The organism is Rhodoferax sp. LS1P39, assembly GCF_056521425.1.
On the sequence record NZ_JBWMAV010000001.1, the window covers coordinates 16,957 to 42,525 of the forward strand.

The window sequence follows — 25,569 nt, forward strand, 5'->3', positions numbered from 1 at the left end:
AAAGCGCTACAGGTATTTTTAGCGTCTAAAAATACCTCTTTCTGCATTCATCCACAAAACTAGGGATGTCTGCCCCACCCCGCCGCACAAGGCAATTGACGTAACCCGCCACCCCGCCTAACCTCGCGTGAGCCTTTCGAGCCAAAAATGCGCTTACAGGCTCATCCGTGAAGGAATCCGCATGGCTGGCACTGCTGACACCGTTTTTTTGCGCGCATTTCTGTGGCTCCAGGGCAGCGTGGCCGCGCTGCAGGCCGACATCCAGCCGCCCGCGCTGGCCACGCCCCTGGCCGACGCGCTGCGCACCCGGCTCGGGCTGGCACTGGACCAAACCGCCGCCACCATCAACCCCGACAGCTTCCACGCCAGCAACGCCGAAGCCCAGTCGCTGGCGACGGCAGCCATGGTGGTGGGCGAAACCCTGGCGGCGCTGAAAACCGTGGGCGAGCTGCTGGCCCACATCGGCGACGGCACGGTAGGGCTGGGGGATTTGTCCAAGGTCGTCCAGCAAATCCACCGCATCACCTCGGCCAGCCCCGGCAAGCCGCCCAGCGCGTACTCGATTGCCAAGCTGCTGCTGATCGTCAGCGGCGATGCCGACCAACCCGCCAGCGATCCGCCCGCCAAGCTGCTGGTCTACCGCCTGCTGGGCGCAACCGCCGCCAGCCCGCCCACCCCCGCCGCCTTTGCCGAGGCGCAGATGACGCTGGGCCTGGTGGTCATGGCCATCGGCACCCTGCTGGACCGGGCCTTTGCGGCACCGAATCTGGACGATGCCAAGGGCTGGCTGGTGCCCCGCGGCCCCGGCATCGAACTGCCACCACTGGTAGCCAGCCGCGCCTTCCAGCTGGCCGGGGGCGCGAATGGCAGCCTGGACCTGCTGCTGGGTTACGACCTGCCCCTGCACAAGCTGTATGCCGAGCTCACCTCCACGCTGCGATCCAGCACCGGGGTCGACCAGGGTTTTGCGCTGGAGCTCAAGGCCGACGGCAAGGTCACGCTGCAAATCGACCTGCCGCAACTGGCCATCCCGCTGCCACCGCTGGCCGCGCCGGTGCTCACCGGCACCACGGCCCTGGGCCTGCTGTTCAGCCGCAACCAGCCCCTGGTGCTGGGCGACCCGGCCCAAACCCACTTCACCATTGGCCGGATGACCGGCGGCTTCACGCTGGACAACCTGCAGCCCAAGGTGGAGTTTGACCTGGCCGAGAGCGTGCTGTCGCTCAAGGTGGGCGACGACCCCTTCCTGGGCGCGGTGCTGGGCGATGCCATCGAGGTGGCGCTGACCTTCGGGCTGATTGCCGACATGGCGGGCGGCCTGCGGCTCAAAGACGGCACGGGCCTGCGGGCCACCATCCCGCTAGAGCGCATCCCCAACAGCCCGGTGCAGATTCCGTTCCTGACCTTCGAATTGAAGAAAGCCGACAACCTGGACAAGATCGAGGTGGAGCTGTCGGGCTCGTTCCAGGTGGAGATCGGGCCATTCTCGGGTGCCATCGAGCGGCTGGGCACCCTGCTTACGCTGGACGATCTGCTGGCGGGTGTGACCGCGCCGCGCTTTGACCTGAAGCCACCGTCGGGTGCGGGCCTGGCCATCGACGCGGGCATCGTCAAGGGCGGCGGCTTCTTGCTGTTCGACCCCGACCGGGGCGAATACGGCGGCATTCTGGACATCCGCATCGGCGTGATCGGGGTCAAGGCGATTGGCCTGCTCAGCACCAAGAACCCCGGCGGCTGGTCGCTGCTGCTGATCATCACCGCGCAATTGCCGCCCATCCAGCTGGGCTTTGGCTTCACCCTCACCGGCATTGGCGGGCTGCTGGGCGTGCAGCACACGGTGAGTGTGGATACCTTGTCGCAGGGCCTGGCCAGTGGCTCGCTGGACAGCTTTTTGTTCCCGCAGAACCCGGTGGCCAACGCGCCGCAAATCATCAACCAGCTGCGCACCATCTTCCCGTTCAAGGCCGGGGGTTTTGTGATTGGTCCGATGCTGGAGCTGGGCTGGGGCACGCCCAGCCTGGTGATTGCGCGGGTGGGCGTGCTCATCGAGGCCAGCCAGATCGTGTTTGTGGGCCAGGTGATCGTGCAACTGCCGCCGCTGGTGGACAAGTCGCTGTCCATCCTGCGGCTGCAGGTGGACTTTGCGGGCGGCATTGTGTTTGACCCGCTGAAAATCTGGTTCGACGGCGTGCTGCGCGACTCGCGGGTGGTGTTTATCTCGCTCACGGGGCAGTTTGCGTTCCGCGCGATTTTTGGCGACCGGCCCAGCTTTTTGATCAGCGCAGGCGGCTTCCACCCGCGCTTTACCGACCTGCCGCCCGGCCTGCCCAGCCCGTTCCAGCGCATCGGTGCGGATTTGTCGATCGGCCCGGTGGGCCTGCAGTTCAAAGGCTACTTTGCCGTGACCTCGGCCACGGTGCAGGCGGGCTCGTCGATGCGCATCTGGGCCGACATCGGCATTGCCGCCGTGGAGGGCGGGTTTGAGTTCAACGCCATCGTCTACATCGTGCCGCGCTTCCGGTTTGAGGTAGACCTGCACGTCTGGGCCAGCGTGGAGGTGTTTGGTATCGACTTTGCCAGCATCGACATCTATGGCCTGTTTGCCGGGCCGGGCCGCTGGCACATCGTGGGCCGGGCCGAAATCCACACCCCCTGGCCGCTGCCCGACTTCAGCTTCCATGTGGACGAGAGCTGGGGCGAAGACCGCGCCACCACGGTGCGCAGGCTGTCGCTGGCCGCCGAGCTCAAGGCCGAGCTGCAAAAGCCCGGCAACTGGTCAGCCCAGTTGCCGCAAGAGGGCGATGCCTTCGCCAGTTTCGCCAAGCTGCCTGCCAGCGCTGGCATCCTGGCCCACCCCAATGCCGTGCTGCAGTTTGTGCAAAAACGCATGCCGCTGAACAAGAAGCTGGCCAAGCTGGGCACCGACGGCATCGAAGGCACAGGCGACGCGCTGCAGATCGGCATTGGCGAGATCCGCTTCGGCAGCGAGACCGCACCGGTGGACAAAAAGCTCAACGACCAGTTCTCGGCCGCCCAGTTCCTGGAGCTAAACGAGGACGAAACCTTTAGCCGCCCCTCGTTCGACAGCTTCGAGGCGGGCTTACAGGTGGGCCAGCACAAGTACCAGTTTGGCCGCACCGCCAAGGACGTGTTCGACTACGAAGAAGTCAACCTGTCCACGCCCAAAACCGCCTTCAGCTCCACCCTGGCGCGCGGCGTGCTGGTGGACGCGGGCTATGCGCGCTGGGCCACCTCGCTGGGTGCGGCAGCCCGCTCGGAGCTGCGCCGCCCGGCCCGGCTGCAGCCCGCCACCGAGGTCAAGATTGCCGTCAGCCCGGCCCCGCTGCAGACCATCACACCGGCCAGCGGCACCCTGGCGGGCACGCCCCTGGCCGGGGCGGCTGCGCAGTCGTACTGGGCCGCGCAGGACCTGGTGGGCGCCAGCGGCAAGGCGCTGCAGATCGTCGAATCGTTTGAAACCGTACAGGCTTTCTAGGACACCCCCATGGCCACCTCCACCCAAGTTGCCTACCAGTTCATGCCCTGGGTCCGCCGGGGCCTGAGCGTGGCCCTGACCGCCACCGATACCCTGGGCGCTGGCGCACTGCTCCCGGCGCGCGCCACGGCCCAGGTCCACGTGGCCCTGGCCGGGCCGCACGCGGGTACACCCATCGATCCGCTGGCCCTGCAACTGCACGGCCCGGGCGATGTGGTGGCCATCGATACGCGGCTGGTGCTGCGCACCGACCCCAAGCCGCACGCGCGCAACTTCGAGCCCAACTACCTGGCCATCGTGGACTTCGACCCGCCCGATTTCCCGTGGATGCTGACCCCCGCCCTGGCCCACGCCGACGACCGCCTGCGCCCCTGGCTGGTGCTGCTGGTGCTGGAAAAATCCAAGGTGGGCACGCCCAAGATGCCACCCCAGGGCCCGCTGCCCACGGTGCGCATTGCCGCTGCCGACGTGGCCACCGAACTGCCGCCGCTGGGCGAATCCTGGTACTGGGCGCACGCGCAGGTGGTAAGCCACAAGGACGACAAACCCGGCATCCAGGGCGATCTGCAAGCCGACCCCACCACCAACGCCTCGCGCCTGGTCAGCCCGCGCCGCCTGCTGCCACTCACCGACTACGTGGCCTGCGTGGTGCCTGCGTTCGAGCCGGGGCGCTTGCGCGGCCTGGGCCTGGCCGAATCCCAGCCTGCGGCCATGGCCACCCTAGGCCCGGCCTGGGACGTGCAGCAGGCCCGCGATGTGCTGCTGCCGGTGTACTACCACTGGGAGTTTTCTACCGGGCCAGGCGGCGACTTCGAATCGCTGGCGCGGCGGCTCAAAACGCCTACCGCCTACGCGGGCAATGCCGAGGTGGCCGCCCTGCTCAGCCGTGTGGGCACCGCGCCCATGGGGGTAGACCCGGTGCTCACCGGCTTTGTGCAGGGCGCGGTGGCCACCATGGAAGGCGCGCTGGTGCCCGTGAGCTACACCCCCGGCACGGCACCCGACCCTACCCAGGCCGAAAGCCTGGCCCTGATCGTCAACACCCCGCAGGCCAATGTGGCCGACCCGGTAGCCGACGGCCCCACCAATGCCGCCGGGCGGCGTATCGAGGTCAAGCCGCAAATGGTGGGCGGCTGGCATGCCAAAAAGCACCAGGCGACGGTAGGCGAGGCCGCCACGCACTGGGTCGCGGGGCTGAACCTGAACCCGCGCTACCGGGGCGCAGCGGGCTATGGGGCCGAGGTGGTGCGGCAAAACCAGGAGATCTTTATGGACGCCGCCTGGGGCCAGATTGGCCGCATCCAGGAGGCCGAGATGCGCTTCAACCTGACCCGGCTGGCCATCGAGGCGCAGCGGGCTTTGAAGGCCAAGCATTTCGACAGCCTCTCGTCCGAGCGGCTGCTGCAGGTGATGGGGCCTGCGCTGGGCCGCATCGAGGCCCGGGTACTGAATGGCACGGCCTACCGCATTGGCAACGCCGCCGGTTCGGTGGGCGGGCAGATCGACCGCACCAGCCTGCCCAGCGCAATGACCGACACGGCCATGCGCCGCGCCACCACGCCCCAGCGGCGCAGCCTGCGCATGGCCGCCCGGCTCAACGCCGACCTGCCCGCGCTGGCCGGGCACACCCAGCGCTACCTGGGGGCCATGGCCGCCGCCACCCAGCGCGGTGCGGACTTCACCGTGAACGCGTTTTTGCCCGACGGCATCGTCAGCAGCAAGACGCTGGCCGCCATGAACCTGGAGGGTGCCGCCGACCAGCTGCTGGACCTGCGCAGCCTGGGGCTGGGCCAGACCACGGTGGGCCAGGCGCGCGCGCTGCAAACCGCAGGCAAAGGGGCCGAAATGGCGCTGGCCAAACGCGGCATGCCCGGGCTGCAGATCCGCGCAGGCCAGCACCTGGGGGTGTTCACCGACCTGCACGTGGAACGCTTCAGCCAGCTGGCCAGCGCCATGCCCACGGTGCAATCCACCGACTGGGGCGTGGTGGCCAGCACCATCGAGTCGCTGGGCCACCGGGGGGTGGAGGGGGTGCTGGTCGAGGCGCGCGCCGCCACCGAGCAGCAGCAGGCCAGCCTGCAGTTCAGCACTATGAAGCTGGATGCCCGCAGCGGCAGCCTGCGCCTGAACCGCGCCCTGGTGCGCGAGCTCGACAGCGCCCGGCGCGACCTCCCCCCCGCGGCCCGCAAGGGTGCAGCGGCCCGCGCCCTGACCGGCACCACCCTGGGCAGCCTGCGCATTGCCGACAGCCGCAAATTCAGCACCGCCGGCGTGTTTGCCGCCCTGCCGGTGAACGCGGTGCAGTCGGTGGTGGCCGATGCCCAGAAACCGCAGTTCAGCGTCAACACCGGATTTGAAATTGTCGGCTCGCTGGCCGCCCCGCCCGACCTGGCCGTGGCTACGCTAACCCTGCCGCCCGCCCTGCGCCAGCGCGCCATACTGAACCGCTACGCCGTGGCGACCCGCGGCAGCCAGCAGCTGTGGACCGACGGCTTCGCGCAAAGCCAGGTACAGGTGCAGCCGGTGGACTTCAGCCTGGTGGCCGCCCGCAACGCCATCACCGTGGCCACCCAGCCCGACACCACGCTGCGCGCACGCCTGGCCAGCACGGTGTCGGTGGCCCACCTGGCGGCCACCGAGGGCAATGCCTTTGTGTCGGCCTATCTGTCCACCACCGATGCCTTTGCCCGCCAGCGCTTTATGGTGCCCGCGCTGTTCGACCGCGTGATGGCTTGGCCCACCCTGCCCGAGCCGCTGTACCAGCGCCTGTCTAGCTGGAACAAGAACGCCTTCATGCCGGGGGTGGACGGCATTCCGCAAGACCTGGTGATGCTGGCCAAGGTGAACCAGCATTTCATCGACAGCTTCATGGCCGGGGCCAACTGCGAGATGAACCGCGAGCTGCTGTGGCGCGGCTTTCCCACCGATCTGCGCGGCACCCCGTTCCAGCGCTTCTGGGACCGCAGCAGCATCGGCCCCGCGCCAACCTACACCTACACCGCGCTGGACGACATCCAGCCCATCCACCAGTGGGGCGCGCAGCCGCTGGGCCTGCGCAGCGACCAGGTCAGCCCGTTCATCCGGCGCATCAACGGCGAGCGCATCAACCCGGTGGTGCTGCTGGTGCGCGGCCAGTTGCTGCGCCGCTACCCCAACACCGCCGTCTACGCCTGGAAAAAGACTGCCGGGGCCGACAGCCTGTTGAAAGACGCGCAAGGCCAGCCACCCGACGGCGCGCTGGCCACGCCGCGGTTTAGCGGCACGATTGGCGACGACATCAGCTTCTTTGGCTTCGACATCGACGACGAAAAAGCCGCCGACTGGTGCTTTGTGCTGGAAGAGCAGATGACCGAGCCGCGCTTTGGCTTCGATGTGGACGAGCCCGCCCCCGGCCAGGCCCGCACCGGCCCACCCCGGCGCAACGCTTTGCGCACCGCCATGGCCACGCCCCTGCACAGCCAGTACAACGCCTACAAGGCCTTGTCGTGGAGCAACCTGGCCGTACCCCCCGGCGGCTTTTTCACGCTGGCCGGGCTGCGCCAAGCACCGCCACCGGCATTTGCGAGTTTCCCCATGCTGACGGCCCAGGCCAATGCCGCCGAAATCGCCCGCGCCCTGCTGCAACAACCGTTCCGTGCCTTTTTTGTGGGCGCAGATTTGATTACCTGAGGATGCCGCCATGCCCGCACTGAACCTGAATCTGGACGCACTGCAGGCCGCCCGCGCCGAGCTGGTGCGCCAGCGCGAAACCCAGCGCAGCGCCACCCTGGCCTGGCAGCAGGCCCAGGCCGCACTCGACACCCTGGCCCGCACGGGTGCCGGTGCAGACACCCTGCAAGAGCAGGCCAAGATCGCCGCCGACCTGCGCCGCGCCGCCCAGGCGGCCCTGCAAGGCACGGCAGAGCGGCTGCAAGGCATTCAAAACCTCTCGCAAGACCTGCTGGGCCATTTGCAACTGCCACCAGACAACCCGGCCCCGCTGGTGCAGGCGCTGGATGCCGCGCACCCAGTCGCCCTGCTGCCGGTGGCAGTGCAAACCCGCTACACGGCCGATGGCAGCACGCTGATGGTGCGCATCTACCCCGATGCCATCCACACCTTTGGCCACGAACCGGGCCTGAGCGAGGCCGAAACCGCCGAGGGCAAGCGCTACTGGACCGAACGCTTTGCCACGCCCAGCGACACCGAGTCGCCCTGGCTGCAGATTGCCCGCATCTACACCCCGGCCCGCGCCGCCTGGATTGTGCGCAGCACCACACCCACCAACTTCGACCTGCTGGGCCGCCGCATCGACGATGCCGACGCGGTGCTGGTCAGCCCCGAGTTCATTGATGCGGCCATTCCCCAGGCCAGCAGCAACGGGGCCACCGTCTACGCCACCGCCCTGCCCGACCGCTTTGTGGTGGTGGGCCAAAGCAAGGGCCGCGAGGTGTTCCGCGTCTGGGGCCAGCCGGTGGCCGACCTGTTGCCGATGAACCCGGCGTTCGACCCGCTTACCGCCACCGATGAAGCCGAAGCTGACCACGACCCCTTTGGCGGCGACCGGGCCTGGCTGGTGGACTACCCCGCCGCCGTCAAAGCGGGCATGGCCATCAGCGTGAACCAAAGCCACCTGCAAGCGGGTTCGCGCATGACCGACCCCATCGACCGCCTGGTGGTGCTGGGCGTGGACTGGACCCAAACCCCCGACTCCGCCGCCACCCTGCTGGCCAGCCTGCTGGACAACCACCAGCACAGCGCCGGGCTGAAGCTGGTGGCCCAGGGCACGCCCACCAACAACACCAGCAGCACCCGCGCCGCCTTTGCCGCCAACGGGGCCGACCTGCTGGCCGACATGGACCCGCAAACCACCAGCCAGCGCACGGCAGACGGGGCCTTCGAGTTGGCTACCGCCGGGGGCCGCTTGCAGGGCATGCTGGGCCTGCCGGTGGAGGTGTTCGACGCAGGCACCGTGCCCGGTGCCACCCTGCGCGAATCGGCCAGCGCGGGCCACATGGTCAACGCGCTGTGGAGTGCCACCCTGGGCTACACCCTGCGCTACTTCTGGAACCCGCGCGACACGGCCCAGGCCCTGATCAGCGACGCGGCGGTGGAGCAACTGCGCGCCTGGTCGGTGCGCTACCTGCGCCCCGGCGGCCCGCTGTCCACCCTGCGCGTGGGCCAGCAGCCCTACGGCATCCTGCCCATTTGCGCACGCACCTTTGTGCCCAGCCCGCGCTCCGCGTTGGAGCGCGAGCTCACCGAGGCGCTGGACTGGCTGCGCCCGCACTGGGACAGCGTGGTTTACAAGGTGCCCACGCTGCGCAACCCCAGTGCCGAAAGCCTGCACCAGGTGCTGTCCATGCAGCCCTGGGCCTGCGCCAAGCGCTACAACGAAGTCATCGGCCCGGCCACCACCCAGAACAACCCGGCGTTTGCCGAGCTGGTGCAGTTCCAGGGCGCATTTTTGCGCAGCCTGATGGGCCAGTTGCTGGGTCGCAAGGGTGCCGCCGTGCAGGTGCCCTACCTGTCGCTGTGCGCCATGCGGCCCAAGCAGAATTCGCTGGATGCCGTGCCCTGGGTGCAGCGCGACCCCGACCAACTGCCGCGCGAACGCGAAGGTGCGGCCCTGCTGGAGCCCAACTACATTGCCACCCTGCACAACCACCTGGGCGACCCCGCCAGCGACCTGCGTGCGCGCATCGTGCCCATGCAAAACGGCAATTCCCTGCTGGAAGCCATGCTGGCCTTTGCCGCCGACGAGGAAATCTTGAAGTCCGGCCACGCGCTGTTTTTTGAGCACGTGCAAAACAGCGCCACCGTCAGCCCGCTGGTAAAAAGCCAGTTCCAGCGCATGGGCCTGGCCGAGTACGTCGGCGTGGCCACCAGCACCCTGGTGGGCGACCAAGTCGAGGTCAACACCGCCCGCAGCATGATGGGCGTGCGCCTGGAAGGCACCACTGCCAACCGCTCCGTCGAGGGCCACATCGCACAGTTCCTGGGCCAGTCGTCCACCCTGTGGCCACAGCAGATGCAGAACATCGCCAGCTTCAAAGACAGCCTGGCCTTTTTGCAGGACTGCAACGCAGGCGAACTGCAACAGTCCTTTCGCACCACGCTGGACCTGTACGCCCACCGGCTGGATGCCTGGATCACCGCGCTGGCCACGCACCGGCTCGACACGCTGCGCACCGCCCGGCCCCAGGGCCTGCACCTGGGCGCGTTTGGCGTGGTGGAAAACCTGCTACCCGATGCCGTGCGCCGCAGGCAGTTGCCGCCCGGCCAGAGCCAGGCGCTAGACAGCCTGGGCTTCGTCCATGCGCCGTCGGTGCAGCAGGCCACCGCAGCCGCCGTGCTGCGCAGCGGCTTTCTCGCCAACAGCCAAACCCCTGGCCAGGCGTTTGACATCGACCTGCGCTCCCAGCGGGTGCAGCGCGCCAAGCACCTGCTGGAGGGCATTGCCAACGGCCAGTCCATGGCCGCCCTGCTGGGCTACCGTTTCGAGCGCGGCCTGACCCACAGCGCGGGCCAGGCGCTGGCCCAGTACATCCTGGAATGCCGCCAGGCCTACCCGCTGCGCCCCGCCGGAGCCACCCCGCAGGACGAAGCCAGCGAGAGCATTGCCGCCCGCGACGTGGTGGACGGCGTGCGCCTGATGGATGCCTACCGCACGGCCCGCGCCACAGGCGCGGCCTTCAAGGTGCCCGGCGTGCCGGACGCGCTGCTGCAACCCAACGCCGCCATCGCCGTGCTGATCGACGACCTGCTGGAGCAGATGGACGCGGTGTCTGATCTGCTGGTGTCCGAGAGCGTGTACCAGATGGTCGGCGGCAACCTGGACGGTGCCGGGGCCGCCATGATGACCCTGGACAAGCAAACCCGCCCGCCCGAGCCCCGCGTGGCCGACACCCCGCACAGCACCCGGGGCTACACCCAGCGGCTGGTGGTGGCGCTGGAGTCCACCGACCCTGGCCCCTGGGCAGTGGAGGGCGAGCTGATCGCCCGCATGGAGCCGCGCCTGAACGCCTGGCTGGCCCGGCTGCTGGGCGATCCCAGCCGCTACCAGTTCCGCGCCCAGGTGTTCAGCCCGCCCACCGCGGAAAACGGCGACTGGCTGCTGACCGACACCGTGCTCACCGCCCGCATCACCGAGCTGGGCCTGTCGCCGCTGGCGCTGGTACTGCACAGCGAGGCCCAGCAGGGCGCAGGCCAGAGCGGCGTGCAGGAGCGCCTGGGGCAGCTCATGGGCGACAAGCTGCGGGCGCAATTCGGTGCCGCCGCCGACGGCCTGGCCGTGGTGCTGCACGCCGATGCCCCCGAGGCCGGGCAGATCGGCCTGGTGGCCTTCGAGTCGCTGGCCTGGGTGCTGCGCCGCCTGCTGGCCAAAACCCGCCCGCTGCGCCGCATGGACATGGTGCAGGCCCGCGACGGCGTGGAGTCAGCCGCCACCCAGGATGACGGCGAAGCCGCCGGGGTGGACCTGGCCGAGCTGGAACTGCGCTGCCAGGATGCGGAACGCGAGGCCGATGCCGTGCTGGCCCTGCTGGCCAATGCCAGCGCCGCCGCGCCCGAAGACCTGGACACCCTGGACCCGTTGGATCCGGCCACCCCGGCCCTGCTGGTACAAGCCCACACCGCGTTGGCCGCCGCCTACGCCCTGGGCTGGCGCAGTGCCGCAGGCCACACGCCCGTGGCCGCAGGCGACGGCCAAGGCCAGCCGCTGATGGACGACGACACCGCAGCCCGTGCCGTAGGCCGCGCCCGTGCCCTGCTGCTGGAAATCGGCGGCCGCAGCACGGCGGCCCGCAACGCGCCCGTGTCGGATGGTCGCGGCGGCCAACTGCAAAACCTGCTGGACCGCATCCACGCGGTGATGGGCAAGGACTTCCCGGTGCTGCCGCTGTTCACCCTGGGCGCATTCGCCCCGGATGCCGCCGCTACCCTGGCCGACCGCGACATGCTGCTGGGCAAGGCCGCGCTGGGCAACGACGACTTGGCCGTGGCGGGCTGGCTGCCCAAGCTAGCCTGCGTGCGCGAAGCCAGCGCCCTGCTGTCCGACACCCTGCTGGCAGCCGAAGCGCTGGGCGAGGACAGCGGCTACCTGGACGACCCGCTGGACTTCCAGCTGCTGCAGTACCCGCGCAACCCGCAGAACCACTGGGCCGCCCTGCCCCCCGCGCCCAAGCAAAAACTGCAAGACCTGCGCGGCGTGGTGGCCGTAGCGGCCCACGCCCCCGGCGGGCTGCGGGCGCTGGATGCAGCCACTACGCTGTCGGGCCTGTTTGTCGATGAGTGGATGGAAACCATTCCCTCGGACACCGAAACCACCGGCGTGGGCTTCCACTTCGACGCGCCCGGGGCCCGCCCGCCGCAGAGCATTCTGCTGGCCGTGCCCGCCGACCCCGCCGCCGACCACTGGACGCTGGACAGCCTGCTGGCCACGGTCAACGAGGCCATGGCCCTGGCCCAACTGCGCGCCGTGCGCCCGCAAGACCTGGAGGGCCTTGGCCTGCTGTTGCCGGGCATCTTTTTGTCGAACAACTTCAAGCAGGACGTGCCGTCCATCGACTTTGCCACCATGGTCAGCAAGAACCTGTACGCCCTGCGCGCCGCCAGCGGTACGGCCAACGGCAAAGCCACCATGGCCGCAGGCACCGTCCAGTTCGCCACCAAATCCTGAGGAATTGCCATGCCCATCTCCCTCACTGCCGCCCGCATCTCGGTGGTCTCGGCGCTGATTGCGCAGCCCGAGCCCTCGCACACCACCTGGTCCCGGCTGGAGCCGCTGCCCACCAACGACGACGTGGCCGACAGCTTGCAGGCCCGCATTGCCGACCCGCTGTGGATGCTGGCGCGGCAATGGCAGTTCAACGAATTCCAGGGCGAGGACGCAGGCAGCCCCATCGCGGCCGCGCTGGCGGTGGCGGGCCTGCCCGTCAGCAGCCTGCTGCCCAGCGCCGACGCATTGGACGGCATCGCCCTGCCGTCCGGTGCCGCGCCGCTGGAGGCATTGGTGGAGCACGAGCAGGTGTTCCAGATCCACCCCAAGCTAAACGCCCAGGCCGGCCAGCAGCTGATGCGCAGCCTGCGCGCCGCCGGGTTGGGCGGCCTGGCCCAGGCGCTGCGCAAGCAGTTCCCCGCGCCATTGCCTGCACCCGATGATGCCGCCGCCGACAACGCAGGCTTTGTGTGGCACACCCTGCTGGACCAGCGCGCCATCCATGCCCAAGCCCTGGCCCTGGCCTTCCGCGCCCTGCCCGACCGTGCGGCGGAAGAAGCGTTTGGCAGCATCGTGGGGGCCAGCATCGCGCAAATGGATGCCTTTTTAGCGCTGCTACACCACTGGGTGGACTGGCTGGCGGAATTTGCGCTGGACGGTGCCGCGCCCGGTGCCAGCCCCTACTGGAAGCCCGAGCGGCTGGAGTACAGCTTTGCGCTAGGTGCCCAGGGCGGTGGCGCGCCGGTGCGGCTGGTGGCCGACGAGTACACCGACGGGCGGTTGGACTGGCACAGCTTCACCCTGGGTGCCGCCCACGCCGACGCAGGCGGGCCAGACCAGACGGTGCCCTACCCCACCGAGCCGCCCAAAACCCTGCCCCTGCCCACCACCGCCCGCTACCCCGGCATGCCCGCCGACCGCTACTGGGAATTCGAAGATGGCCGCGTCAACTTCGGCATGCTGGGTGCGGCCAAAAGCGACCTGGCCCGGCTGGCCGTGCTGGAGTACGCGCTGGTGTTCAGCAACGACTGGTTCACCCTGCCGCTGACCCTGCCGACCAACGCGCTGTACACGATCAAACAGCTGGATGTGCGCGACAACTTCGGCATCACCCTGGCCATCCCCCCTGCCGGCTGGAACATGTTTGAGCTCAGCCTGCAGCCCGGCGCGCCGCAGCGGCTGGACAACACGCTCTACCTCTGCCCCGCCCTGCACAGCCTGCAAGGCCCGCCGCTGGAGCACGTGATGCTGGTGCGCGACGAGATGGCCAACATGGTCTGGGGCATCGAAAAGCGGGTGCAGGGCAGCTCCGGCGAGCCCATCGACCGCAAGTTCGAAAGCACCCGCCTGTCCACCACCCAGACCCTGCGGCCCACGGTGGTGGCCGACGCGCCCCCCGCCAGCGCCGGTGCCCTGCTGCAGTACACCCTGCAAACCCCGGTGGCTGCGCACTGGGTGCCATTTTTACCGGTCAAAAAACAAGGAGCCGGTGTGCTGAACTGGAGCATCCAGCTACAGCGCGGCGTGGTCACCCACCACTACCAGACCACGCCCGCACGCATGGCCGAGCCGGTCAACGCCAGCTACAGCGCCTTCATCCAGCGCCTGCGCGACAACGCTTTTGTGGAAACCACCGGTGCGCTGGGCGCCGATGACCACCAGCTCGAAGGCTTCATGTTCCACCCGCGCGGCAGCCTGCTACGGCAAGACCCGAACGTGGACGTGAAAACCGACTTCCTGCGCATCGCCGAAGAAGAGGTACCCCGCGACGGCATCAGCCTGCAGCGCCGCTTCAACTACGCCCGCGACAGCCAGGGCCGGGCGTTGCTGTGGATAGGACGGAGCAAGTCGGTTGGGCGGGGAGAAGGGGCGAGTGGGTTGAGGTTTGATGTGGTGAAGGCGTAAGGCATACCAGTAGCGCTTGGCCTAGTCACGACGGCTCATATGGAAACAGCCTCGGCCAGCACCGCGGCGCGAAATTTGGTCGGTAGTGCTTTGGGCGTGAGCACATCCACCGGCACACCCAGCAGCTCCAGCAATTCATGGCGGATGGCACCAATGTCAAACAAGGTGGTGTCCGGGCTGGGGTCAATCAGGATGTCGAGATCGCTACCTTCGGCATCATCGCCGTGCACCACCGATCCAAACACACGCGGGTTGCTGGCCCGGTGGGACTCTACGATTTGGCGGATGCGTCCCCGGTGGGTCTGCAAAGCGTCCGATGGTTTCATGCGGGACATCCTGAATGGTAGTTCCTGATTACAACACCGAACACCGTAGCCCAGTGCCTGGACGCGGTGATGGCGTGGATGCTATGCAATTTGCCATAAATTTCTCTAAAGAAATCAACCACCTGAGCCTATTCCACGGGCATAGGTAGCTATCAAAAAAACAGAGAAATCACGCCACCCGCAGCCAAAACCAGAACGCAGCCAGCGCCACCTGTGCCAGGAGTCAAGAGCCGCCGCACAACGCCAGTCTCAATAGCAGCACTCGGGCGGTGACTGCGCTGAGTTAACTTGCTTCCACGCCCAGTCGGGTGTCGACGAACACCCTTTACTTAGAGCACTGCACGCCGTAACCTGCTCGAGCCACATCACCAAACGCAGCCACAAACCTTGGCTCATAGCTCTTGAGTACTACCGAGTGATAGAGCTGCTGTAGCAGCCATTTAAATCTGAAGAAATTGAGGTCGCTATGGCCGTTCATGATGGATTTATCGCTAACAAAAATATTCCATATCGGGCTGTTGGGCGAATACACCGTGTGCAAATCCAATTTTTCTGTTGTCAGCATCTTCTCTGGATCCACCGCCTGCTGGGATGGACTTCGACTAGGCGGGTAATCGGGAATATGGCTAATCGTGCTACCTCCTAAAAAAGTACCCACCCATCCCACCATAGGCTTTTCGTTACCAACGTCTTTAGACCATTGCGCATCGGTCGTTCGTCCATTTAGCAACTTGGCCAGATTAACTTCAGTCAGCAAGGCTTCGCATATGCCCTTCTTGGCGGCATGCTCGTCGAGATGCTTCAAAACGTCACAGGCAAAATTGCTGCTGCCAGTAGCGCATTGGTTTGCAAAATCGTTCAGTTGGGTCTGCATTCTCTGGTCTGCGGCTTCTTTCGCTTTGGCTGTATCGGCTGTCATGCAACGCCGCTTGCGCAGATCGATATCTATCTCACTCCCTGACATATCGGCGCAGTCGTTTTTCAGCTTTTGGGCATATGTTTTGCGGACCTGGCGCAAGCTTGCATCATCCAAAGCCTCCTCCTTCGGAGCCACGGAATCACCATATCGAGTGGTAAACGCCTCCTGCCCTTCCAATATATGGGTGTGAAAACGGGGGTTTTGGCCTATTGTTTTAAGGGCTCCAGCCTTTTCCTCACTGCGGATATACGCCCGCTGTGCATCGTTGAATTCAGGGTTGTAGGGACTTTTATTTTCCAGCAGAGTGGCGAAATATTGAAACCACGGAAAAGTCACGCTGGTACCCCAGTCATGCTCGGACGTGATTACCACCATTACGGGCTTTTGATTGGGGCAAAAAGCTCCGATACGTTTGTCGTCTTGCGCCGAAAAACTGCGGCGCGCACGTTCCGTACTGGCTTGGTGCAATGGCTCATAGCGGGCTGCCTCTACAGCAGGGTTGATTAAAACAATCAAGTCGGCATAGGACCGTACCAGGGACTTGCCGTCGGCGTAACGCGCAGGAAAGCTGGGATTAGCGCAAGGGTCAATGCCATGCTCGCCCTTTTTCTGTGGATCGAACAACATGCCCTGCGTGATGTTCTCCAGCAGTTGCTGAGACACTGCGTTATGGACGATGAGCGCACCAAAAGAATGGCCCACGATCAGATGCCGAACCGGTTTACAGAGGTAGTAACTGTTTTCTTCATCTTTCATGCTTTCTCCGCAGGCGTTGCGAGGGGGGTCCTCAGGAGCGAGCGCAGCATAGGTAGCAGCCTGTTCGTTTCGCTCTTCCTGGTACACCTTGAGCATGCTGAACAGTTCCCGCACCGAACCCACAGCCACAATCTGAGCGGTATTTTTGCGATCCCAAATCGACACATATTCCCACGGTGTCAGCAGGTACGACAGCACCGTGGTGTCTTTGATGTCGTTGGTGGCGGTGGAGAGGCCCCGCCAACCCACATACACCCCAACCACTTCTCTAGGACAACCCATGGACGGCGTAGGCTCCAGCTTCGTCTGTGCACCGTAGTATGTAAATTCGAGTGTTTCGCGGGCCAACTGCACGTTGGCATTGTCGTAGCGTGCATTGTTGCGCCAGCCGTGCACAAAGGTGACGATGCTGACACCGTTGTTACGTTGGCTGCATGGAGCTTTGGCTTCGCCGGGCTTAAACGGCACATCGTTCGGCCGACTCTTCAATTCAAGCAAGTATTTCTTCAAAGATTGCAATTGACGACGGTCAAAAAATCGCCCCTGGTCGTCTAGCTCGACAAAAAACATCCGGTACTTGTCAGTCCGCTCAACCCACACCCTTTGACATTCAGGAATCTCGTTGGGAGGGCCATTTTTGAAGATGGGAGCACAAGGCACAGGCTTTTCATAGGGTTGCATAACTGCGCTATCGTCAACTGGCTTGGATCGGTAGGGAGATACCGCCGTACATGCCGTCAACAGCGCGCCGAGCGCAAGTAATGCCAGCGCACGAAATGTGTAGCGCAAAGTGTCCATGGTGGTGTCCCCTCACAGTGGCTTGATGTTGGTAAGCCATGCTAGGGCGCGATGCGCATAAACGCCTCCCCTAAATGGGGGATACAGGCCCAGGTAGCGCCGAGTGCCTATGTCCGTCTCGACATGCATGTTGGCACAGACACACGGCTACACCACCCGCAGCCAGAACCAGTACCCCGCCAGCGCCACCAGCAGCCACGAGCCACCGCGCACCACCACGCTGCCGTACCAGGGCTGGCGCACCACCACTTGTGACAGCAGCACCCAGGCGGCCACGGCGCTGAGTTGGCCGGCTTCCACGCCCAGGTTAAAACCGGCCAGCGCCCAGGGCAGCAGGCCTGCGGGGGCAGCGGCTTCGATCAACAAACCCGCAAAACCGTAGCCGTGGACCAGGCCGAAGACCAGGGCCAGGCGCTCGGGGCGCAGCACCGGCAAGGGGTAGATGTTCAGCAGCGCGGTGAAGGCGATGGACGCGGCGATGACCGGCTCCACCCATGCCGGGGACGCGCTGGTAAAGCCCAAAGTCGCCAGCACCAGGGTGATGGAATGGCCCACGGTGAAAGCGGTGATGGTGCGCAGCAGCGACCACCAGGGGCTGCGGCCTGTGGTCGCGGGGATGTGCGCTGTCGGTAGCTGCCCGCCCCCACCCCGGCCCTCCCCCGTGGGGGGAGGGAGCGATGCGGTGCCCGGAGTTTCCCCCTCCCCCGCCGGGGGAGGGTTGGGGTGGGGGCCGGAGGTCCTGACTGCCTCCCTCTGAGTCGAGCCCAAACGCAGTTGCAGCGGCAGCACCAGGGCCAGCAGAAAGGCCATGTGGTCGTAGCCTTGCAGCAGGTGGTGCATGCCCAGTTGCAGGTAATCCCACACCGTCCCGGCGATACCGCGTGGCGTCGCGGCCATGGCCTGGCGCAGGGCCAGGGGCACGGCTTGCTGGGGCGCGGCGGTGGCCAGCAGGTCGCGGTTGTCGAGGTGGCCGGTGACGATCAGACGGTGGTTGCTGTCTTGGGTTTTGAACAGGGTGTAGCGCAGGTCCAGCGCCGTGCCGGGCGGGCAGGCCGCCGGGCTGGTGGCGCGCAGGTAGGCTCCGTCGCTGCGGGACTCCAGGCCGTCATAGGTCCAGTGCAGGGTGCAGGCAGGGGAATTGCTGAGCAGCCCGGTATGGCTTTGCAGCAGGGCCAGCGCGGCGGGGGTGGCGGCTTGCACTTCGGCCCAGGTGACCTGGCCGTCGGCATTGGCATCGACAGGGATGAGCAGGTCCAGGTCTTTCAGGGCGACGGACAGTTGCAAGGTGAGCGCGCTGCCCTGCTGGCGCACGTCCAGGTAAGCATCGCTGCCCTTGTGGGCCCAGGCGGGGGCGCACAACAAGGCCGCGCACAGGATGGCGAAGAAACGTTTCATGGGCGGCTCCGCGCGTCGACGATGCCGACCTGCTGCATGTCTTTTTGCAACTGCTGCACAGCGGCGGTGTCCTTGGCCTGGCGGGCGCTTTGCAGGGCCACCCACCAGTCGATGGGTTCGCGCTGCAGGTCCAGGTTGCGGCGGGCGATTTGCAGGGCAGCGGGTGCATCGCCGTCCAGCCACAGGGCGACCAGGGCTTGCTCGCGGCCATGCAGGCTGAGGTCGTCGCCCCGGCGGGCGAGTTCGGCGTTCCAGCCGCCCAGGGTGGCGCGCAGGGTTTTCCATTCGGGATTGTTGAGACGGCGCATCGCGGTGGCCTGGCGCAGCAGCACGGCATCGGTGGGCGGCAGCGCTTGCAGCACGGCCAGCGCCTGGGCGGTTTGGCCGGTGCGCAGCAGCAGGTCGCTGAGGGCGATGCTGGTGTAGAGGTCTGGCTGGGCCTGCAGGCTGCGCTGGTAGGCGGTGCGGGCGGCGGCATCGCGGCCTGCGCGTTCTTCGCTTTCGGCCAGCAGGGATTGCAGCCAACTGATTTGCGCGGGATCTTGCGCACTTGCCAGCAATTGGGTGAAGCCTTTGCGGGCGGCATCCCACTGGCCTTGCAGCGACTGGGTTTCCAGCTGGCAGGCCAGGGCGTAGAGGTTTTGACCGGCACGGGCCACGGCATCGCAGGCGCGCAGGGCCTGGTCGTAGCGGCCCGACAGGCGCTCCAGAGAGGCCAGGTTGAGCCAGCCCTGGGCGTGGCCGGGGCTGCGGAGCACGGCGGCCTGCAGGATGCGGCGCGCGGCCTGGAAGTCGTGGCGGCCCTGCTGCACGGTGGCCTGCAGTACCGCCAGGTCTACGGGCGCGTCTGGCTTATCCCACCAGGGGGCCAGTGCGGCCTGGGCGCGGCCCCAGTAGCGGGTGTCGCCGGTTTGGCGGGCGGTGGCGATATGGGCGCGGGCCTGGCTTATCGCAGAGGTAATGGCAGCGGCCGGGTCGGCAATGGCCGGGGCCACAGCGGCAGGCCGCACGCGGGTGATGGTAGGCAGGCGCTCGACCACCTCGTCGCCCCGGCTGGGGTGCAGTGCGGTGACGGCATGGGCCATACCGCTCAGCAGCAAACAGGCAAGCCAGAGGATGGGTGGAAGGCGCATGGTGGGCGACATGGATTTGCTATCTAATTAGTAGCTTCTTGTGCTTATGGAATAAGTGGTAGGGGCCTATTTCTTATAAATTGCCAACCCCCACCCCAACCCTCCCCCAGAGGGGGAGGGAGCGCGGCAGGTCAGATGTCGGCGGGGTCAGCCGAATCGCTGGTCGCCAGCTGGGTGTCGGCCAGCACAACCGGGTCGCGGCTGTCACTGGTGTTGGCGATCTGCGCCTGGGAGAAGGCGAGCACATCGTCCACCCGGGTCTCTACGCCCACCGGTACTTCGGTGGTTCCTGCGACATACTGGGCGGCAGCGGGGCCGTCCCCTCCCCCGCCGCCACAGGCCGCCAACAAGCCCACGGCGACCACGGTGGGTACTGTCCATTTGAAGTGCAACATGGTGCGGGTCCTTATCAGTTGGAGCCAGAATTTGGCGTGTTGAGGTAGGGGAAGCGCGTGAGGAAGGGCACGGTGGCCTGGTCCACGGCATCGTGGATGTTGGCCGACTGGGCACCCAGCGGCACGCTGGAGGCTTTGCAGGCCGAGGTCAGGCTGGGCACGCCGGGCACACCGTTCAGGCCCAGGCTGTTGTTGTCGCCGTTGATGACGCACAGGCCGCCGAGCATGGCGACCAGGGCGATGTCCACCACGTCGTCCTTGGGGCGGCGGCCATTGGGAAAGCCCGCCAGGTCCACCGCTTGCGCCAGGTTGGCCGTGCCGCCCACGCGCAGCACCTCACCGGCCACACCCAGGCGGTTTTGCAGGGCAAACGGCACGGGGGTGATAGCGGTGTTCAGGCGCAGCACCTCGGACGGGGTGGCATTGGCGGGCTTGTTCACACCGGTGATGCCGGTGAGGAACACGGTGGCCAGGTCGGTACGCGGCAGGTTGGTGGGGGCCACGGCAGCGGGGCTACCGGCCAGCACCAGGCCCAGCAGCGCGGGCAGCGTGGGGTTGGTCACGTAGGTCAGGAACTGGCCGTCGTCTTGCGGCTTGGAGGCGTTGAACTTATCTTTGTCGGGCAGGCCGATGACCAGCTCGTTGACCAGCGGGTTGCCCAGGCGCGAGACCTGCACCCAGGCACCCCCGGCCTTTTCGCTGGCCTGGTGGCCCGACTTCGGCTTGCCGTTGAGCAAGCGCACCTGGCGCAGGCTGGCGGTAGTCCAGCCGCCGATGACGGACTCGTTGCCCGCCGTCAAGCAGCCTTTGTGCACTTCCAGGGCGATGGTGGTGATGTTGGTCTTTTGCACCACACCCTGGCCACCCATGCCCACCGCGTCCTTGTTGGCCGGGTCGAGCAGCACCGCAGCGGGGGCATTAACCAGGTCAAACACCGGGCCCAGATTCACCGCAAAGCCCTCCTGGCGCTGGCCGACGAAGACCTTGCCGTCGTCCATACCCGCGGGGCAGCCGGGCACCTTGATGCTGAAGATGTGCTTTTGGGCGTAGGTTTCATAGGCGGCCGCACCGCCCAGGGTCTTCACGCCGATGTAGTCCACCGGCTTCTCGAAGGTGGCACCGCCGCTGGCCTTGGTGACGGCAGACGACGCGCCTTTGCGCCGGTCGCCACGCACCACGTTGACGGTGTAGGTTTCATTCACGTTCAAGTTGGCATCGTTCACATTCGCCACCGCACCGGCCTGGACCAGCGGAATCGCCACGCTGGCCGTACCGATGGGCAGGGCCACGTTGTTGAGCTTGTTGTTGAACTTGAACTGGAAGCTCAGGTGTTCCTTGCCGTCGCCCACATTGTCGATGTGGATCTCGTACAACGCGTTCGGGTCCATCGCAAAGTAGTTGGGGCCGCCGTACGGGGCCTGCAGGGGCTGGTAGTTGGCGATCATGGTCACATAGTCCGAGCGGCCACCGCTGCCGTTGTTGGCCACGCCCTCGTAGCTGCGGAACATGTAGAAGTCGGTGCCGTCCACCTTCGGGCTGGTGGTGATGAACGGTGCCTCTCGGTGGCTGGACGCGAATGCCGCGCCAGTCAGCGCGAGCAGCAGGCATGCTGCGGTGATGGGATTGCGTTTGAATTGCATGGTGATCTCCTGGGGGTCATGTCCATTGGTGCCAATGAAAACCATTGGCCCTGTGGATACGCAGACGGCTTTACCGTGGATTCACAAACGTGAACTATTTCTCACAATCGGCCCGCACCCCGCGGCTGCATGCTTCTATTTTTATAGCTCGTTGTGCTTATGGAATAAGCACTGGAAGCCGTTTTTGCATGCAAATAGACAGGGATGCCCGGGCCGCTGCCGGGCCCGCCCCCACTTATTTGATCTACATCAAGCAAGCCGCGAACAGCGCCGCCTGCGGCTTGAAACCTGCCGGTAGCTCGCGCCTAATCGCAGCCTGTTACTAAATGTAGTTACCGCTGCACCGAAAGAGATTTATGCGATCCAACCTGCCCGTCACCCCGCAAGAGTACGACTACCCGTCGGCCGAGATGCTGGTGTCCACCACCGACACCCGGGGCCATATCACCCACTGCAACAGCGCGTTTGTGCAGGTCAGCGGCTTTGGCTACGACGAACTGGTGGGCCAGCCGCACAACATGATCCGCCACCCGGACATGCCGCCCGAGGCCTTCAAGGACATGTGGAGCACCATCGGCCATGGCCGCCCCTGGACCGGCATGGTGAAAAACCGCCGCAAGGACGGCAGCTTTTACTGGGTCGAGGCCAACGTCACCCCCATCATGGACAGCGGCAAGCCGCGCGGCTATATGTCGGTGCGCACCAAGCCCAGCCGCCAGCAGGTGCAGGATGCCGAAGCCCTGTACGCCCGCATGCGCAGCGAGCGCGCGGCCAACCGCCCTACGTTCACCTTGAGCGGCGGAGTCGTGCGCCCGCTGGGCTGGCGCGGTGCGCTGGCAGGCCTGGCCCGCGTGGGCATGACCCAGCGCTACATGCTGGTGCTGGCGGTGTTGATCGGCGCGGGCCTGGCTCCGATGCTGCTGGGAGTGCAAGGCGCTACGGGCTGGCTGCTGCAGGTGGGCCTGCAACTGGCCTGCGCGGCGGTGATGGTGCTGTGGTTCAAGAGCCGCGTGACCGATGTGGTGCGTGATGCCGAGCGCTTTGCCAGCGACCTCTCGGGCTGCAACCTGAACACCCAGATTGCGCTGAACTACCCCGCGCCGCTGGGCTCGCTGGTGCGCTGCCTGTGGCAGATCCAGATCAATATGCGCGCCGTGATCGGCGATGTGAACACCGAAATCCACGGCTTCACCCAGGTGGCCGCCGAAATTGCCTCGGGCAGCATGGACCTGTCGGAACGCACCGAATCCCAGGCCAGCAGCCTGCAGCAAACCGCCGCCAGCATGGAGCAGCTCTCCGGCACAGTGCAGCAGACCGCCGAGACCGCCTTGCAGGTGGCGCAGCAAAGCGACAAGAGCACCCACGTGGCGACCCGGGGCGGCGAGGCGGTGCACCAGGTGGGCGTGGCGATGCAGAACATCGACAAGTCGTCCAAGAAGGTGCAGGAGATCATCGGCGTGATCGAAGGCATTGCCTTCCAGACCAACATCCTGGCGCTCAACGCCGCCGTGGAAGCCGCCCGTGCGGGCGAACAGGGCCGCGGCTTTGCCGTGGTGGCCTCCGAGGTGCGTTCGCTGGCGCAGCGCAGTGCCACCGCAGCCCGCGAGATCCGCACCCTGATTGCCGAATCGGCCGAGCAGATTGCCGCAGGCAGCCACCAGATGCAGGATGCCGGGCGCACCATCGACGAGGTGGTGGCTTCGGTCAAGGAGGTGGGCGCACTGATCCGCCAGATCACCCACGCCACGGTGGAGCAGTCGGGCGGCATCGCCCAGGTGAACGAAGCGGTGAACCAGCTGGATGCCGTGACCCAGCAAAACGCCGCCTTGGTCGAAGAGTCTGCTGCCTCGGCCGAAGGCCTGAGCGGCAGCAGCCTGGCGCTGGCGCGCTCGGTGCAAGTGTTCCACCTGGCGTGATCGAGACCGAGGCATCGGGGACCGCCGCCACCCTGCCAGACCCGCAATACCAACCCTGCAAACCCTGGCGCAACGCCCGCAACCTGGCCGAGGCGCTGGCGGCCACCTGGACCTGCCAGTTCGAACCGGCACTGAACTCGCTGGGCAGCCAGATCGCCATCATCGACCACCACGGCACCATCACCTACGTCAACCGGGACTGGGTTGAATTCGGCATCCGCAACGGCACTCCAGCAGACTACCCCTGGGTGGGCAGCGCCTACCTGGATACCGGCAACTGCTTCAGCACCATCGCGGCGGAGCAGGCAGCCTGCCTGGTGGAGGGCATCCGCAAGGTGCTCAACGGCCTGGTGCCCACTTTTGACTGCGAATACGCCTGCCACAGCCCCGACGAGAAGCGCTGGTTCGTGATGCGGGTCGTGCCTTTGCACACCCACCCGGGGCGCTACGTGGTGTCGCACCACAACATCACGCGGCGCAAAGAACAACTGCTGGCAGGCCAGGCGGCGCTGGAGGAGTCGGCCCTGCACAGCCAGGCGGTGCTGGACAACATGGTGGATGGAGTCATCACCATCGACATGCACGGCCGGATCCAGTCCTTCAACCAGGCCGCCAGCCGGATCTTCCACTACACGCCGGGCGAGGTGCTGGAGCGCAATGTCTCCATGCTGATGCCCGAGCCGCACCGCAGCCACCACGATGGCTACCTGCAGCACTTCCAGCACACCGGCGAAGCCCGCGTCATCGGCAAGCCGCGCGAGGTGGAAGGCGTGCGCAAGAACGGCGAGGTGTTCCCCATGAGCCTGTCGGTCTCGCAAATCACCCGCTCCGGCCAGCCCACCTTCATCGGCATCGTGCGCGACATCACCCAGCGCCGCCTGCACGACGAAGAAATCCGCCGCCTGGCCTTTTACGACCCGCTGACCGGCCTGCCCAACCGCCGCCTGCTGATGGACCGCCTGCACCAGGCCATGGCCAGCTCTTGCCGCAGCCAGCAGCATGGGGCGGTGATGTTCCTGGACCTGGACCATTTCAAGCAGCTCAACGACGGCTGGGGCCATGACGTGGGTGACGAACTGCTGCAGCAGGTGGCCGCCCGCCTGAACACCTGTGTACGCGAAGCCGACAGCGTGGCCCGACTGGGCGGCGACGAGTTCGTGGTGCTGCTGGAGGCCCTGAGCCCGCTGGCCCCCGAGGCGGCCACCCAGGCCGAGTCGATTGCCAACAAGATCCTGTATGCCCTGGGGCAAAGCTACAAGCTGCGCGGCCTGGTGTACGACAGCACGCCCAGCATCGGTATTGTTCTGTTCGCCCAGGACCGGGAAAGCATGGAAGACCTGCTGAAAAAAGCCGATGTCGCCATGTACCAGGCCAAATCGGCGGGCCGCAACACCGCCCGGTTTTATGACCCCGCCATGCAGGCCGTGGCCATGGCGCGTACCGAGCTGGAGCGCGATATGCGCCAGGGCCTGAGCACCCAGCAATTTGTGCTGCACTACCAGATCCAGGTAGACAGCAAGGGCACGCCCACCGGTGCCGAAGCCCTGGTGCGCTGGCAGCACCCGCTGCGTGGCCGCATCTCGCCAGGCGACTTCATCCCGCTGGCTGAAGAAACCGGCCTGATCCTGCCGCTGGGCCAGTGGGTGGTAGAGACCGCCTGCGCCCAACTGCAGGCCTGGGCCCAAAACCCCGCCACCGCCCACTGGAGCATGGCCGTCAACGTCAGCGCCTGGCAGTTTGCCCAGGCCGACTTCGTGGCCCACGTGACGGCCGCGCTGGCCAAGACCGGTGCCCAGCCCCACCTGCTCAAGCTGGAGCTGACCGAGAGCATGCTGGTCAACGACGTGGACGACGTGATCGCCAAGATGAACGCCCTCAAGGCCTATGGCGTGAACTTCTCGCTGGACGACTTCGGCACCGGCTACTCGTCGCTGTCGCACCTCAAAAGCCTGCCGCTGGACCAGCTGAAGATCGACCAATCCTTTGTGCGCGATGTGCTCACTGACCCCAGCGATGCGGTGATCGCCCGCACCATCGTGGCCCTGGGCCACAATCTGGGCCTGAAAGTTATTGCCGAAGGGGTGGAAACCGCCGAGCAACGCCACTTTCTGGCCGGCATCGGCTGCGACGCATTCCAGGGCTACTACTTCGGGCGGCCCGGCCCGGCGGACATGCTGGCGCAGCAGGCCTGA

Annotated in this window: 12 protein-coding genes; 6 read left to right on the forward strand and 6 right to left on the reverse strand. The window is 66.3% G+C overall.

Features of this window, described 5'->3' with window-relative positions:
- Positions 1-181: 181 nt before the first annotated feature.
- Genes AC097O_RS00070 through AC097O_RS00085 form a run of 4 tightly spaced genes read left to right on the forward strand, consistent with a single transcriptional unit; the run spans position 182 to position 14,099 of the window.
- Positions 182-3,496, forward strand: coding sequence for a DUF6603 domain-containing protein (locus tag AC097O_RS00070; protein WP_479590607.1), 3,315 nt, complete (start codon positions 182-184; stop codon positions 3,494-3,496).
- Positions 3,497-3,505: 9 nt separating this feature from the next.
- A complete protein-coding gene (locus AC097O_RS00075) occupies positions 3,506-7,165 on the forward strand; it encodes a hypothetical protein (protein WP_479590609.1) in 3,660 nt (1,219 codons plus the stop codon).
- Positions 7,166-7,175: 10 nt separating this feature from the next.
- Complete coding sequence (locus tag AC097O_RS00080; protein WP_479590611.1) at positions 7,176-12,155, forward strand: hypothetical protein; 4,980 nt, start codon at positions 7,176-7,178, stop codon at positions 12,153-12,155.
- 9 nt (positions 12,156-12,164) lie between these two features.
- Positions 12,165-14,099 carry a hypothetical protein gene (locus AC097O_RS00085; RefSeq protein WP_479590614.1) on the forward strand — a complete coding sequence of 645 codons (1,935 nt, stop codon included), beginning with the start codon at positions 12,165-12,167 and terminating at the stop codon, positions 14,097-14,099.
- A gap of 35 nt (positions 14,100-14,134) precedes the next feature.
- Here AC097O_RS00085 and AC097O_RS00090 read toward each other — a convergent pair whose 3' ends face one another.
- The 6 genes from AC097O_RS00090 to AC097O_RS00115 form a co-directional block, all read right to left on the reverse strand.
- Positions 14,135-14,425, reverse strand: a complete 291-nt coding sequence (locus AC097O_RS00090) for a nucleotidyltransferase family protein (RefSeq protein WP_479589483.1) — start codon at positions 14,423-14,425, stop codon at positions 14,135-14,137.
- A 325-nt stretch (positions 14,426-14,750) separates the two neighbouring features.
- Entirely contained in the window at positions 14,751-16,898 is a 2,148-nt protein-coding gene (locus tag AC097O_RS00095) for a hypothetical protein (protein ID WP_479590617.1), read from the reverse strand.
- Between the two features lie 147 nt (positions 16,899-17,045).
- A complete protein-coding gene (locus AC097O_RS00100; RefSeq protein WP_479590620.1) occupies positions 17,046-18,293 on the reverse strand; it encodes a HupE/UreJ family protein in 1,248 nt (415 codons plus the stop codon).
- Positions 18,290-19,426 (reverse strand): tetratricopeptide repeat protein, encoded by a 1,137-nt coding sequence (locus AC097O_RS00105; RefSeq protein ID WP_479590623.1) that lies wholly within the window; start codon positions 19,424-19,426, stop codon positions 18,290-18,292. The genes AC097O_RS00100 and AC097O_RS00105 overlap by 4 nt, the downstream gene beginning before the upstream one ends.
- Before the next feature lie 131 nt (positions 19,427-19,557).
- Positions 19,558-19,821 carry a hypothetical protein gene (locus tag AC097O_RS00110; RefSeq protein ID WP_479590626.1) on the reverse strand — a complete coding sequence of 88 codons (264 nt, stop codon included), beginning with the start codon at positions 19,819-19,821 and terminating at the stop codon, positions 19,558-19,560.
- 14 nt (positions 19,822-19,835) lie between these two features.
- Positions 19,836-21,461: a DUF4331 domain-containing protein gene (locus tag AC097O_RS00115; RefSeq protein WP_479590628.1), complete on the reverse strand. Its 1,626-nt coding sequence runs from the start codon at positions 21,459-21,461 to the stop codon at positions 19,836-19,838.
- Positions 21,462-21,817: 356 nt separating this feature from the next.
- On the opposite strand from AC097O_RS00115, the gene AC097O_RS00120 reads away from it, so the two are divergent.
- Together AC097O_RS00120 and AC097O_RS00125 are read left to right on the forward strand one after the other, a co-directional pair.
- Positions 21,818-23,377 carry a methyl-accepting chemotaxis protein gene (locus AC097O_RS00120; protein WP_479590630.1) on the forward strand — a complete coding sequence of 520 codons (1,560 nt, stop codon included), beginning with the start codon at positions 21,818-21,820 and terminating at the stop codon, positions 23,375-23,377.
- Positions 23,374-25,569 (forward strand): EAL domain-containing protein, encoded by a 2,196-nt coding sequence (locus AC097O_RS00125; RefSeq protein ID WP_479590633.1) that lies wholly within the window; start codon positions 23,374-23,376, stop codon positions 25,567-25,569. The genes AC097O_RS00120 and AC097O_RS00125 overlap by 4 nt, the downstream gene beginning before the upstream one ends.